Raw genomic sequence first — 15,250 nt, 5'->3', positions numbered from 1 at the left:
ACAGCGGTGGTGGCAGTGGTCGCGGTCGCGGCTACTTCAGCGCGACGGGCAGCGCGGTGAGTCCACGGACCATCCCCAGCCGCCACCGCACCTGATCGGCCGGGATCGCCAGCCGGATGTCGGGGAAGCGCCGCAGTAGCGATCCGATCGCGATCGAGCCCTCCAGCCGGGCGAGGCGGGTGCCGAGGCAGTAGTGGATTCCGTGGCCGAAGCCCAGGTGGCCGGAGGCGTCGCGGGTGACGTCGAGCGTGTCTGCCCTGTCGAAGCGCGTGGCGTCACGGTTGGCGGCGGCGACGGAGAGGAGCACCAGCGCGCCGCGCGGAATGTCGACCCCGCCGAGGGTCAGGTCCTCGGTGGCGTACCGGGCGACACCGGGGTTGGTCGGCCCGTCGAACCGCAGCAGTTCGTCGACGGCGGCGGGGATCAGTTCGGGTCGCGTCAGCAGCGTGTTCAGCTGGTCGGGGTGGTTGAACAGGGCGTTCATGCCGTTGCCGATGAGCTGCACCGTCGTCTCGTGACCTGCGAGGAGCAGTGTGAGGGCCATCGCCGCCAACTCCTCCTCGTCGAGGCGTCCGTCGTCCTCCTGCTGGATGGCGATGAGGTCGCTGAGCAGGTCGTCGCCCGGCTGCTCGCGCTTGTCTCGGATCAGCTGTGTGGCGTACTCCATGAGCCAGGTGAACGCCTGCGCCATGCTCGTCATGGACTCGTCGTCCTTGACGACCTGGAAGGCCGCTCCCGTCTTGGCGCGCAGGGCCTCGTGGTCCTCGGGCACGCCGAGGAGCTCGCAGATCACACGGATCGGCAGCATGGACGCGTAGGCCTCGATGAGGTCGGTCTCGTTGTCGCCCGCCGCCATGGTGTCGAGGAGGTCGTCGGCGATCTGCTGCACTCGGGGGCGCAGGCCGTCGATGCGCTTGGCGCTGAAGGCCCGGACCACGAGTTTGCGCAGCCGGGTGTGGTCCGGCGGGTCGATGTTCACCAGGGAACGCCGCGTGGCGTTGTTGGCGTTGACGATCGCCTCGGTCGTGGGCAGCTCGCTGTCGTTGGCCATGTGGTCGTTCGCCGCACTGCTCAGGCGGGGGTCGGCGATGCCCGCGAGTACGTCGTCGTAGCGCGTGACGACCCACCACTCGACCCCGTCCGGCAGCCGTACGAGGCGGGCCGGCCCTGCCTCCTGAAGGGCTTTCAGGGTCGGGAAGGGGTTGTTGAAGAACGTGGGCTCGATGGCGAGGGTCTCATCCGTCATGGCCGCAGGATGACGGGGCTGTGTAGAGGCCCGCTTGAGCATGGACAGTACGGCAAGCACACGGGCCCGGACGGGCAGAGCGGGCGACGGGCAGGGCGGGCGACGAACAGGGCGGGCGACGAACAGGGCGGGCGACGAACAGGCGGTACGGGGAGACCGGCGGGGCCGGACCGGGAGGGCCGGGCAGATCGCGGTCCGCCCGGCCCGGGTCCCGTAAGCCCGCCCGGCCCGGGTCCCGTAAGCCCGCCCGGCCAGGGCTCCGTGGGCCTCAGTCGAGACCCGAGGCCTCCAGGAGTGCGTTGAGCTCCGCGTTGAGATCGTCCACCGACTTCTCCTCGTCGCTCGGGGCCGCGGGCCCGGTGCTCGCGCCGTCCTGGCTCTCCTCGTGCGCCAGTTCCACCAGCTTGTCCAGCAGGCCGCTGCGGTGCAGCAGGTCCGCGGAGAGCCGCTCAAGCGCCCAGCCGAGCAGGGCCTCCGGCGCCTCGCCGGAGGGTGTCGGGGCGGAGGCCGTCGTGGCGTCCGTGGTCGACCCCGCCGCGGGAAGCTCCGACCCGGCAGCGGGAAGCTCCATCCGGGTCAGGAGCAGCCGGGCGATCGCGGTGGGCGTCGGATGGTCGAAGGCGAGGGTGGACGGCAGCGAAAGCCCGGTGACGGCCGAGAGGGCGCGGCGCAGTTCGACGGCCATCAGCGAGTCGAGGCCGAGCGTCTTGAGGACCATGTCCGGGTCGAGCGCGCTCGCCGAACCGAGGCTGAGCACGGTCGCCACCTCCTGGAGCACCAGGCGTGTCACCAGCTCGGTCCGCTCCTCGTCGGGCGCGGCGGCGAGCTGCTCGCGCAAGCCCGTGGGGGCTGCCGGTACCGCTGCCGCAGCGCGGGCGCGCCTGGGGTGCTGCCGCACCAGGGCCCGGAACAGCGCGGGCGCCTGCTCCCCGTCGTCGACTGCCCGCTGCGCCGCCCGCAGGTCGAGCTTCACGGGTACGAAGTTGTCCGCCGGGCGCGCCAGGACCGCGTCGACGAGGGCCAGGCCCTCCTGGAAGGGGAGCGGTGCGATGCCCTGGCGGCCCATCCGCTCCAGCTCCGCCGTTCCCAGGTGGGACGTCATGCCGACGCCAGCCTGGTGCCACAGCCCCCAGGCGAGGCTGGTGACCGGCCGGCCCCCGGCCCGGCGGTGGGCGGCGAAGGCGTCGAGGTAGGCGTTGGCGGAGCCGTAGATGCCCTGACCCGCCGTGCCGACGGTGCCGGCCGCCGAGGAGAACAGTACGAAGGCCGCGAGGTCGAGGTCCCGGGTCAGCTCGTCCAGGTGGTACGCGCCCATGGCCTTCGGAGCCATCACACGGGCGAGCCGCTCCGCGTCCTGACCGAGGAGGATGCCGTCGTCCAGAACGCCGGCGAGGTGCAGGACCGCGGTCCACGGCCGGTCCTCATCGGCGAGGGCGAGCACCTGCGCCACGTCGTCCCGGCGGGTGACGTCGCAGGCCACCACGCGTACGCGCGCCGCCCCCTCTTCCCGCAGTTCGTGGATGAGTTCCGGCACGCCGGGGGCGTCCGCGCCGCGACGCGACGTCAGTACGAGGTGGCGCACGCCGTGGTGGCGCACGAGGTGCCGGGCCGTCTCGCGGCCGAGCTCTCCGGTGCCGCCGGTGATCAGAACGGTTCCCTCGGGATCGACGGTGCGGATGGCCGGGCTCCCGTCGCCCACGTCGCCCACGCCGCCCCCGTCGCCTGCGCCGCCTTCGTCCGCGACGTCGGCGCGCACCAGGCGTGCGGCGCGCAACTCGCCCTCGCGTACGGCGAGTTCGGGTTCACCGGCGAGAGCGACGGCACGCGCGACCAGGTCCCGGCCGGCCTCGTCCGGGCCGAGGTCCACGAGCCGGAGGCTGCGCTCGGGGTGCTCGGCGCGGGCCGTGCGGATCAGCCCCCACAGGGGTGCGTGGGGCAGCCCCTCAAGCCGGTCGCCGGGGGCGGCCGCGACGCTGCCCCGGGTGATCCAGACGAGCTCCGTCGCCTCCAGGCGTTCGTCGGACAGCAATTCCCGCAGCTGTCCCAGTGCGTGCGCGGTGGCCTCGTAGGCGGCCTCGGGTGCGCTGCTGTCGAGCGGCGGCCTGCCGGTCAGGTCGACGACCACCCGGGCGGGCCGCTGCCCGCCGGCGTCGAGAAGCGCGGTCAGCGCGTCCACGTCGGACAGTGGCGGTACGTCCAGGAGCGCGGCGAGGCCGCCTTCGCCTTGCGCGTGTCCGTGGCCGTGGCTGTGGCTGTGTACGTGTCCGTGTCCGTGGAGTACGGCATCGGCAACCGGTCCCTGAGCGGCCGGTGCCGCTTCCGGTGCCGGTGCCGGTGCCTCCAGTGGCTGGAACTCCAGTCGGTGCAGGGCGTCGGCGACGCTGCCGCGCGCGGCGCGCAGTTGTTCGGCCGTGGCCCGCTGCAAATGGAGACCGCCGATACGGGCCACCGGCTCGCCCGCCGCGTCGCAGGCCCACACCTGGATCTCCCGGCCGCTGCCGGAGGGCGTTACGTCCACCCGTACGCGCAACTCCTGGCCGCCCACCGCGTACAGCTCGACCTCGCTCCACTCGAAGGGCAGCAGGGCGCCGTCCTGCTCCTCCTCGCCCGGTGCGGGGGACACTCCCTTCATGACGTGCAGGGCCGTGTCGAGGAGCGCGGGATGCAGGGCGTGGTCGGCGCCGTCGCACCCGTCGGGGAGGCGTACGAGCCCGTAGGCGGTGTCGCCCTTGCGCCACAGTTCGGTCAGCCCCCGGAACGCCGGGCCGTAGTCGATGCCCTGGGCGGCGAACTGCTCGTAGATTCCGTCGAGTTCGACCTGCTCCGCCCCGGCGACCGGCCAGCGGCGCAGCTCGGCGAAGGCGTCGGCCGAGGGGCCGACGGTGATGTCGGCCAGCTCCTCCAGCAGTTCGCCGCTCGCGTGGTGCGTCCAGGAGCCCCCGGCTCCGTCGGGACGGCTGTGCAGCGAGAACGGCCGACGGCCGCCCTCACCCGGCGCGCCGACCGCCATCTGGATCCGCACCGCGTCGTCGACCACCAGCGGTGCAAGCAGGGTCAGTTCGGCCACACCGGCCGCTCCCACCTCGTGGGCGGCGGCGGTGGCCAGTTCCAGCAGTCCGGTGCCGGGGACGAGGACGGTGTCGAAGACGGCATGGTCCTTCAGCCACGGCTGGTCCACCAGCGAGAGACGGCCGGTGAAGACGTGCCCTTCGCCGTCGGCGAGCTCGGTAACGGCACCGATCCAGGGATGCCGGGAGGCATCGAGACCGAGGGACGGGGCGTCACCGGTGGGGCGGGGTGCATCGAGCCAGTAGCGGTCGCGCTGGAAGGCGTACGTCGGCAACGGCACGACAGCACCGCGAGCGGGGAGGACCTTGTCCCAGTCGAGGGGGTGACCCTGGACATGGAGCAGACCGAGATTGCGGAGGAGCTGTTCCCGGCCGCCGTGCTCGCGGGCCAGGGAGCCGACCACGATGCCGTTGTGCTCGGCGCTGCCGTCGGTCAACGGCATCGACAGGACCGGATGCGCCGACACCTCCACGAACACCGTGTGACCATCACCCAGAAGTGCTTCCAGCGCCTTGTCGAAGCGCACCGTCTGGCGGAGATTCCTGCACCAGTAGTCCCCGTCCAGCGCCGTACCGTCCACCAGACCACCAGCGACCGTGGAGTAGAACGCAATGTCACCGGACGCCGGGGCCAGGTCCGTGAACTCCTCCGCCAGGCCCGGCAGCAGCGGGTCCATCTGGGCGTTGTGCGAGGCGTAGTCCACCCGGATCGTCCGCGCGAACACACCCCGCCCCTGCAACTCACCCACCAGCTGGGCCAGTTCGGCCGTCTGGCCGGACACGATCGTCGAACCGGACGTGTTCACCGCCGCGACAGACAGCGCCTCTCCGTAGGGGGTGAGGAAGTCCTGCACCTCCGCCACGGGCCGTTCGATGACCGCCATACCGCCCTGACCGGCGCAGGCCAGTACCGCCTGCGAGCGGGCCGCCACGATCCGAGAGCCCTGCTCCACAGTGAGAGCACCGCTCACCACAGCGGCCACCACCTCACCCTGTGAGTGCCCCACCACGGCGGACGGCTCCACACCCCAGGACCGCCACACCGCAGCCAGGGCCACGCCCATCGCGAACAAGGCGGGCTGCACCACATCCACCCGGTCCACCGGAGGATGCACACCCCCCGCACCCGCCAGAACCTCACGCACCGACCAACCCGTGAACGGCCTCAACGCCACGTCACACGCATCCACCGCCGCCGCGAACACCTCACTCGACGCCAGCAGCTCACGACCCATCCCCGCCCACTGCGCACCCTGACCCGGGAACACGAACACAACCTTGCCCGGGCTACCGGTCACAACTCCCTGCACAGCAGCTGCATGTGACTGCCCATCAGCCACAGCACGCAGACCCTCAACCACCTCACCGACACTGCCCGCGGTCACCGCAGCACGCGACGGGAAATGGGTACGGTGCCGGGCCGCCGTCACCGCTACATCCGCGAGGGAAACGTCCTCCCGGCCCTCCAGCCACTCGGCCCAGCGCCCCGCCTGCTCCCGTACAGCTGTCTCGTCGCGCCCGGAGACGACCACCGGAACCGGCAACGCCACCTTCGCGACGTCCGCCACCTCACCGGCCGGCGCCTCCTCCACGATCACGTGCGCGTTCGTACCGCTCAGACCGAACGACGACACACCCGCCCGACGTACCCGGGACTCGTCACGCTGCCACGGCTCCAGTGCGTCCACTACGCGCACGCTCAAGTCGTCCCACGCGATGTTCGGGTTGCGCGGCGAGCTGTAGAGAGTGGCGGGGAGCGCGTCGTTGCGGAAGGACGCGAGCATCTTGCAGACGCCCGCGATGCCGGCCGCCGATTCCAGGTGTCCGATGACGCTCTTGGCCGTACCGAGGCCGAGTTCGCAGCCCGGTTCGCGGCCTTCCCCGTACACGGCGGCCAGCGCCTGCACCTCGATCGGATCACCGAGGGAGGTGCCCGTGCCGTGGCACTCGACGTAGTCGACGTCCGTGGCGGACAGACCGGCCGAGCGGAGCGCGGCACGGAGGACCTGCTGCTGCGAGGAGCCGTTGGGGGCGGTGATGCCGCTGCTGGCGCCGTCGTGGTTGACGGCGGTGGCGCGGATGACGCCGAGCACGGCGTGGTCGCCCGCGAGTGCGTCGGAGAGCTTCATCAGGGCGAGCACGCCGACGCCCTCGCCGCGCCCGTAGCCGTCCGCGTCGGCCGAGAAGGCCTTGCTGCGGCCGTCGGGGGACAGTGCGTGGGAGCGGCTGAGCGCGACGAACGCCCCTGGATCCGCGAGTACTTGGACACCGCCCGCGAGGGCCAGGTCGCACTCGTCGTTGCGCAGTGCCTCGGCGGCCAGGTGCAGTGCCACCAGCGACGAGGAACAGGCGGTGTCGACGGACAGCGCGGGGCCCTGCAGGCCGAGGTGGTAGGAGAGGCGTCCCGCGTTGAAGCTCGACAGGGTGCCGGTCAGGGAGTACGTGTCGGGCGTCGGGCCCCCGCGGTGCTTGCCGTACTCGCCGACGCCCGCGCCCACGAAGACGCCGGTGCGGGATCCGCGCAGGTCGCGCGGGCGGATCCCGGCGTCCTCCAGCGAGTTCCAGGCCGCTTCGAGGAGCAGCCTGTGCTGCGGGTCCATCGGCTCGGCCTCGCGCGGGCTGATGCCGAAGAAGGACGCGTCGAAGTGGGCCACGTCGTCGAGGAAGGAGGCGTGCCGGGCGTACGTCCTGCCCTCGGCATCCGGGTCCGGGTCGTAGTAGGCGTCGATGTCGAAGCGGTCGGCCGGTATCTCGCCGACCGTGTCGCGGCCCTCGGCCAGCACCTCCCAGAGGCTGTCCAGGTCGTGGGCGCCGCCGGGCATGCGCAGTCCGACGCCGACGACCGCGAGCGGTTCGTCGGTCCTGCGGGGTGCGGCGGTCGTGGCCGTACCGGGGAGGGCGGCGTCGCCGGTGCGGTCCGTGGTCGCGGCGGCCCCGGTGAGCTCCGGGGCGAGCCGGTCGAGCAGCCACCGGGTGGCGGAGGCCAGGTCGGGGTGGTCGAAGATCAGGGTCTTGGGGGTCGTGACGCCGGTGCGCCGCTGGACGCGCGCGCTGAGGTCCAGGGCCATCATCGAGTCGAAGCCCAGGTCCTTGAAGCCGCGTTCGGGGTCGAGCGTCGCGGGGTCGCGCACGCCGAGCACGGCAGCGGCCTCGGCGGCGATGAGGCCGTGCAGGTGGTGGGCGCGGGCGTCCTCGGGCAGGGCAAGCAGGGTGGTGCGCAGCGGGTCGCCGGCCGGGGCCGGAAGCTCCGTCGCCGCGGTGCGGGCCTCGGGGATCTCCCGTAGGAAGGGGCGGTCGCGGCCCTCGGTGTACGCGGCGGCGGCCCGCTCCCAGTCGATGTCGGCGACCACGGTCGTACGGCCGTGGGCGAGTACCGCGTCGAGGGCGTCCAGGGCCCGTTCGGCGGGCATCGGTACGAGGCCGGTGCGGCGCAGTTGCGTCTCGGCCGTGCCGTGCGTCATGCCGCCGTCCGCCCACGGGCCCCAGCCGATGGAGACGGCGGGCAGCCCCTCGGCCGTGCGCTGTGCGGCGAGGGCGTCCAGGGCCGCGTTGGCCATGGCGTAGTTGGCCTGGCCGATGTTGCCGAGGACGCCGACGACCGACGAGTACAGGACGAACGCGTCGAGTTCGCGGTCGCGGGTGAGGTCGTGCAGATGGGTGGCCGCGGTGAGTTTGGGCTTCACGGCGGCCGCGAGGGCCTCGGTGTCGAGGCGGTCGACGAGCCGGTCGTCGAGGACGCCGGCGGTGTGCAGGACGGCGCGCAGGGGCGCCTCGTCGCGGTCGAGTGCGGCAAGGAGCTCTTCGAGCCGGTGCCGGTCGGTGACGTCGCAGGCCACGAGGGTGACGCGGGCGCCCGTGGCTTCCAGTTCGGCGGTCAGCTCGGCGGCGCCGTCGGCCTGCGGGCCGCGCCGGGAGGCGAGGACGAGGTGTTCGGCGCCGCGGGCGGCGAGGCGGCGGGCGAGATGGGCGGCGAGGGCGCCGCTGCCGCCGGTGATCAGGACGGTGCCGCGGGGCGTCCAGGCCGGTACGGCGGCCGTGGTGTCCGTACGGCGCAGCCTGCGCACGAGGCGTCCGGCGGGACGCAGTGCGACGTGCTCCTCGGCGTCGGGGGCGCCGTGCGCCGTGAGGGTGGCGAGCAGCAGGCGTGCGGTGGTCGCGTCGAACGCGTCGGGCAGGTCGACGAGTCCGCCCCAGCGGTCGGCGTGTTCGAGGGCGACGACGTGGCCGAGGCCCCAGACGAGGGCCTGGGCCGGGTCGGGCGCCCGGTCCGCTGTGTGGGCGCCGACCGCGCCCTGCGTGAGGAACCAGAGCGGGGCGCGTACGGACGCGTCGGACAGCGCCTGGACCAGGGCCAGGCTCTGGGCGGCGCCCGTGGTCACGGCGGGATGGCCGGGGTGCGGCGTGGTGTCGGTCGCCGTGAGGGCGAGGACGCCGCTCAGGCTCTCCGCGCCGAGCTGCGCCGTCAGTTCGCCGAGCAGTTCGGCGCAGGCGGTGCGGTCGTCGGCGGCGGGGCGGAGGTGCGCCTGCGCGCCCGCGGCGGTCAGCGCGTCGGCGATCTGCTCGGCGAGGGCCAGGGCCGCGGGCGGAGCGACGAGCAGCCAGTGGCCGCGCGGTGCGGGGGCGGTGCGCGGCACGGCGGACGGCTGCCACACCTCCTCGTGGCTCCAGCCTGCGAGGCCGGCGGCGCGGTCCTGCTGGGCGCGCCAGGTGGCGAGGTGCGGCAGGAGGGCGGTGACGGCCGAGGCGTCGCTCACGCCGAGGAGCGCACAGACCTTGTCGGTCTCACCGCTGCCGACGGCCTGCCAGAGGGCGTCCTCGGCCTGTGAGCGCTGCGGCGGGGTGTTCTTCGAGGTCGTGGACGTCTTCTGGTCGGGCCAGTAGTGCTTGCGCTGGAAGGCATACGTCGGCAACCCGACCGGCACCCCACCCTCCAGCACCCGCTCCCAGGCGATCTCCTGCCCCGCCACATGCAACTCACCCACGGCACGCAACAGCGCACCCGCCTCGTCCACCACCCCATCAGGACCGGGCCGCTGCGACGCAACGAACCGCGCCCCCTCACCCACCACACACTCCGCAGCCATCGCGGACAGCACCGCCGCCGGACCACACTCCAGATACCGGCCGACCCCCCGACCCTCCAACACCCGCACCACATCCAGGAACCGCACCGCATCCCGCGCCTGCCGCACCCAGTACTCCACCCCCCGCACACCCACACCCACAGCAACATCGGAGCCCACCCACTCACCCGTCACCGACGACACAAACCCCAACCGCGGCGCCCCCAACCGACACCCCGCCACCACCCCCGCGTACTCCTCCAGCATCACCTCCACATGCGCACTGTGAAACGCATGCGACACCTCCAGCACCCGGGTACGCCGACCCAACCCCGTAAACCGCTCCACCACCTCAAGAACCGCGGGCCCGTCCCCGCTCACCACCGTCTGCAACGGACCATTCACACCCGCCACACCCACACGGCCCACAACCCCCGACAACACCCCCAACACCTCAGACTCCGACGCCTCCACCGACGCCATCACACCCCCACGCTCACACCCCTGCATCAACCGCCCACGCGCCACCACCAACCGCGCCGCATCCCCCAGACCCAGCACACCCGCCACATAAGCAGCCGCCAACTCCCCCACCGAATGCCCCGCCACCACACCCGGCACCACACCCCACGACTCCCACAAACGGAACAACCCCACCTCCACCGCAAACAACGCAGGCTGAGCAAACTCCGTCTCATGCACCAACACACCCACACCACAACCAGACCCCGCACCCGCACCCGCACCCGACCCCGCATCCGCAAACAACACCTCCTTCAACGGACGCGACATCAACGGATCCAACACCCCACACACCTCATCAAACACCGCACGAAACACCGGAAACGCCTCATACAACCCACGCCCCATCCCCACCCGCTGACCACCCTGCCCCCCGAACAACACAGCCAACTCACCCCCACCCACGACACCCTCCGCCACACCCGAGTCCGCGGTCCCGGCGGCCAGCGCACGCAGGCCCGCGACGGCCTCGTCGGCACTGCCCGCGGTGATCGCGGCCCGGTGCTCCAGGTGGGGGCGGTGGCATGCGGCGCTGTAGGCGACGTCGAGCAGGCCGGCGGTGGGCGTGCTTTCCAGGTGGTCGGCGAGCAGGGCGGCGTTGTCGGCCCGGGCCTGTGCGGACCTGCCGGAGACCGTGAGGGTCACGGGGCGCTGGAGCGGGGGGAGTTCGGTGCGGGCGTGGACGGCGTCCCAGTCGATGTCCTGGCCGGCGCACCACAGCCTGGCCGCCAGGTCTTCCAGGCCCTGCGGGCCCGGCACCTCGCGGTGGCAGGCGGCCAGGACGTCGGCCCGGGTGTCGTCGAGCGCGGCGAGGGTCCGCTCGGCGGAGTGCCGGGCGACCGGGTGCGGGGCGATCTCCACGAGGTGCAGGCCGTGGGTGCCGGCGGCTTCGCCACGGGCGAGCGAGGTGACGGCCCCGGACAGGAGCATGGGCGCGCACATGTTGCGGGCCCAGTAGTCGGCATCGAGGGCGGTGCCGTCGACGAAGTCGCCCACGACGGTCGACCAGAAGGGGACGGCGGCCGGGAGAGTGCGCAACGTGCCGAGCCTGTGCACGAGTTCGGGGGCGAGGTCCGCCAGCTGGTCGCTGTGGGAGGCGTAGTCGATGTTGACGCGCTGGGTGCGCACGCCGCGCTCGGCCAGCTCCCGTTCCACGGCGGCCACGGCGTCCGTCGTACCGGACAGGCAGACCTGTCCCGGTGCGAGGTGTCCGGCGACGGAGAGCGCGCGGCCGTTCTCTCCGGTCAGCCGGTGGGCCTCCTCGTCGGTCAGGTCGCAGACGACGAGGGTTCCGTGGCCCGAGGCGCGTTCGGCGATCAACGCCGACCAGGTGGTGATGAGACGGGCCCCCTCGTCCAGCGGCAGGGCGCCCGCGACGACGGCCGCGGCGACCTCGCCGATGCTCTGGCCGAGGACGACGTCGGGCTCCGCACCCCAGGCGGACAGGGTGCGTGCGAGGGCGACCTGCACGGAGAAGAGGACGGGCTGTACGACGTCGGTGCGGTCCAGCCTGCTGTGGGCCCGGTCGGCGGTGAGTTCGTCGGTCACCGACCAGCCGGTGACATGCCGTACGGCGTCGTCGCACGCGGCGAGCGCGGTGCGGAAGGCCGGCACGGTGAGCAGGTCGCGGCCCATGCCGAGCCACTGCGAGCCGTGGCCGGAGAAGAGGAGGGCGAGGGAGCCCCGCGCGCCGGTGCGTACCGGACCGGCGAGGAGTGCGGCCCCGCCGGAACCGGTCAGCGCGGCGACGGCACGGTACGGGCCCGTGCCGTCCGAGCTGCCCGCGCCGTCAGCAGTGTCCGCACCGTCAGCGCCGTCAGCAGTGTCCGCACCGTCCGTGCCGCGTACGGGCTGGTTCCGTGCGTCGAGCGCGGCGGCGGCCTCGTGCACCGCATCCGCGCTGTCGGCGGTGAGGGGGACGAGGCGGCGGCCGCGCGAGGGGGCCTCCGCCAGCGCCACATGCGCGTTGGTGCCGCCGAAGCCGAACCCGCTGACGCCCGCGTAACGGGTTCGGGCGGCGGGCCACGGCTGCCGTTCGGCGACGACGCGGAGCTTGTTGCCGTCGAAGTCGATGTGCGGGTTGGGCTCGTCGAAGTGCAGGCTGGCGGGGAGTTCGCCGTGGTGCAGCGCGAGGGCGGTCTTGATCAGACCGAGGACGCCGGCCGCGGGTTCCAGATGGCCGAAGTTGGTCTTGGCCGAGCCGATGCGCAGGGGCTCCTCGCGGCCCTCGGCGAACACGGAGCCGAGCGCCTGCGCCTCGACCGGGTCTCCCAGGAGGGTGCCGGTGCCGTGCGCCTCCACGTAGGAGACGTCCTTCGGATCGACGCCCGCGTCCTGCCACGCGGTGCGCACCACGTCGGCCTGGGCCTGCGGGTTGGGGGCGGTGAGCCCGTTGGACGCGCCGTCGTTGTTGACCGCGGTGCCGCGGATCACTGCGTAGACGCGGTCGCCCGCGGCCAGCGCGTCGGAGAGCCTGCGCAGCACGACGACGCCGCAGCCCTCGCCGCGTACGTAGCCTCCCGCACCGGCGTCGAAGGCACGGCACTGGCCGTCGGGGTTCATGCCTCCGAACTTGGTCATGGCGACGGTGGTGTGCGGGCTGAGCAGGACGTTGACGCCGCCCGCCAGCGCGAGGTCGCTCTCGCCGCGGCGCAGGCTCTGGACGGCGAGGTGGGTGGCGGTGAGCGACGAGCTGCACGCGGTGGCGACGGCCATGGCGGGGCCCTGGAGGCCCAGTGCGTAGGCGATGCGCGCCGCGACGACGGAGTTGTCCCAGCCGACGGCGGAGTGCGTCCCGATGGTGTCGGCGTCCGCGCCGGTGGCCAGGTGGTACTCCTGCGCCATGGTGCCGAGGAAGACGCCCGTGCGGGTTCCGGAGAGGGCGGTCGGGACGATCCGGGCGTCCTCGAAGGCGGCCCAGGCGACCTCCAGCGCCATGCGCTGCTGCGGGTCCATCTGCCGGGCCTCGGCGGGCGAGATGCGGAACAGATCGGCGTCGAACTCCGCGATGCCGTCCACGAATCCGCCCCAGCGGGTGTTCATCCTGCCGGGCGTGCGGGGGTCGGGGTCCAGCCACTCGCGGGCGTTCCAGCGGTCGGCCGGGACCTCGCGGATCGCGTCGATCCCCTCGCGCAGGCCCTGCCACAGCGCGTCGGGGGTCTCGATGCCGCCGGGCAGCCGGCAGCCGAGCCCGACGACGGCGACGGGCTCGTCCGGAGCCGCGCGGCCCGGTCCTGCCGAGGGGACGGCGGCGGGCGCGGGACGGCCGGTGCCGCCTTCGGCCAGGTGGGCGGAGAGCGCGGCGATGGTGGGGTACTGCCACACGGTCCAGCTGGGCACGGCGCGGTCGAGGCGCTGCGAGAGCGCGGCCACCAGAGCCGTGAGCCGTACGGAGTCGAGTCCGAGGTCGCGCAGCGGCCGGTCGGCGGCCAGGGAGGCGGGGCGTACGCCGAGAGCTTCCGCGACGGCTTCACGCAGGAAGCCGGCTATGTCCTCGGCGTCTGCCAGGGGTGCCGCCGTACCGTCGTTCAGCTGGGCAAAGCTCATCTGCGTCTTCCTTGCTCGTCGGACCGCGCTTCCAGCACAGCAAAAAGAAGGGGGATCCCCGGACGGGGAGAAGGGAGGGAGGGGGCCGTCCGCACGGGACGGCCCCCTCCGGCCGGTGTCGGCGGGCGGGTGTGCCCGCACCTCCGGCCGGTGTCAGCGGGCGGGTGTGCCCGGGGTCTCCGGCGAGAGCGGACCGGTGCCGCCGTACTCGCTCCTGATCTCCGGGGACAGCGAGCGGGACGCGGCGATGGCGCGGTAGACGGCCACGGCGCTCGTGGGAGTGCGCTTCATGGTCGCGCGGTCCACCTGGTAGAGGCCGAAGCGGGGCTTGTAGCCGCCGAGCCACTCGAAGTTGTCGAGCAGGCTCCAGTGGTAGTAGCCGCGCACGTCGATGCCGTCGGCGCGGGCCCGTCCGATCTGCTCCAGGGTGCGCACGAGGTGCTCGGAGCGCCGCTTGGGGTTCTCCGTCGCGATGCCGGACTCGCTGGCCACCAGGGGCAGTCCGCGGTAGCGCTTGCTGTAGTCCTTCAGGACGCCGTAGACGCCCTGGACCGAGCCCTCGTAGTTCATGGTCGGCACGTAGTACGACGGGTCCTTGTAGGGCAGGCAGGGCGCGGTGGTGCACAGGTCGACGTTGATGATCGGGTACGACGGGTCCGTGCTGCCGGACGCGCCGGCCGCGGAGACGCCGATGCGGGCGTACAGCTGGGGACCGAGCCAGTCCAGCGTGTTCTTCCACTCGGGGTGCTGCTCGTCGGGAACCCCGTCGAAGTTCTTGTCGAAGGTGCCGTTCCACAGGGCGTCGACGAACCCGTAGTCGGTGAAGTAGCGGTAGCGGTCGCGGGCGGCGACGTCCCGGGGGTCGTCGCTCAGCTTGCCGCCCCTGATCGGTACGTACTCCTGCGCGGCGACGGCCAGGCCGATGCTGGAGGCGGCGCGGTCGTGGTCGGCGTCGACCCGGTCGGCCTTCTTGACTGCCCGGTACATCGCGGCGTGCGCCTCGATGTACCGGCGCTGCGCCCGGGCGAACTTGTCGACGTTCTTCGGGTTCAGGTTGGCCTTGCCCGGCGGGCCTGCGCCGAAGGAGTGGGCGAAGGTCATGTAGACCATCGGCTCGTTCAGGGTCACCCACTCGTCCACCCGGTCGCCGAGCCGGGCGGCGACGGTCTTCGCGTACTCGGCCATCTCCTTGACGACGAGCTTGCCGCCCTCGGGGTGGTCGAGGCCGCACAGGTTCGTGTCGCTCGGGCCGTTCTTGCAGTCCGGGTCGCGCGGGTCGTCGACCCAGACCGGGTTGGCGAAGTGGTGGAGCGTCACCACGGGGCGGATGCCCTGGGCGACGAGCGCGTCGATCTGCTTGCTGTAGTGGTCGAGCGCGGCCTGGTCGATCTGGCCCCGCCTGGGCTCGATCCGCGACCACTCGATGCTGAGCCGGTACGAGTCCACGTTCAGGTTCTTGACGAGGCCGACGTCCTCGACCGCCCGGGTGTAACCGCCGACGGCGTCACCGACGAACTCGCTCTTGCCGAGGCCCTCGGGGGCCGGCCGGCTCCACAGGTACCAGTCGTTGTTCGTGTTCTGGTCCTCGATCTGCGTCGCGGAGGTCGACACGCCGAACCGGAAGCTTCCCTTGCCGGAGGGCTGCGAGAGCGAGCCGATGCCGGGGTAACTGACCTTCTCCGGCTGTCCCGGCTTCCCCGGATCCTTCACCCCGGAGCTGCCCCGGGCCGTCGCCCCGGCTGTGAGAAAGGCGGCGACCAGGGTCACCGCCACGGTTGTTCCTATGAGTCGCTTCACGTTGCTTC

Annotated in this window: 3 protein-coding genes; all 3 read right to left on the bottom strand. The window is 72.7% G+C overall.

Annotated elements, in window-relative coordinates:
* Positions 1-31: 31 nt before the first annotated feature.
* Positions 32-1,246 (bottom strand): cytochrome P450, encoded by a 1,215-nt coding sequence (locus ACH4SP_RS37500; protein ID WP_398422035.1) that lies wholly within the window; start codon positions 1,244-1,246, stop codon positions 32-34.
* Positions 1,247-1,514: 268 nt separating this feature from the next.
* A complete protein-coding gene (locus tag ACH4SP_RS37495; protein ID WP_398422033.1) occupies positions 1,515-13,445 on the bottom strand; it encodes an SDR family NAD(P)-dependent oxidoreductase in 11,931 nt (3,976 codons plus the stop codon).
* 153 nt (positions 13,446-13,598) lie between these two features.
* Positions 13,599-15,242, bottom strand: coding sequence for a glycoside hydrolase family 1 protein (locus ACH4SP_RS37490; protein ID WP_398422031.1), 1,644 nt, complete (start codon positions 15,240-15,242; stop codon positions 13,599-13,601).
* Positions 15,243-15,250 lie beyond the last annotated feature (8 nt).

It is taken from the genome of Streptomyces sp. NPDC021093 (assembly GCF_044333135.1).
Lineage (GTDB): Bacteria > Actinomycetota > Actinomycetes > Streptomycetales > Streptomycetaceae > Streptomyces.
Note: the sequence above shows the minus strand (reverse complement) of the source record. Positions and strands in the feature narration are given on the sequence as shown.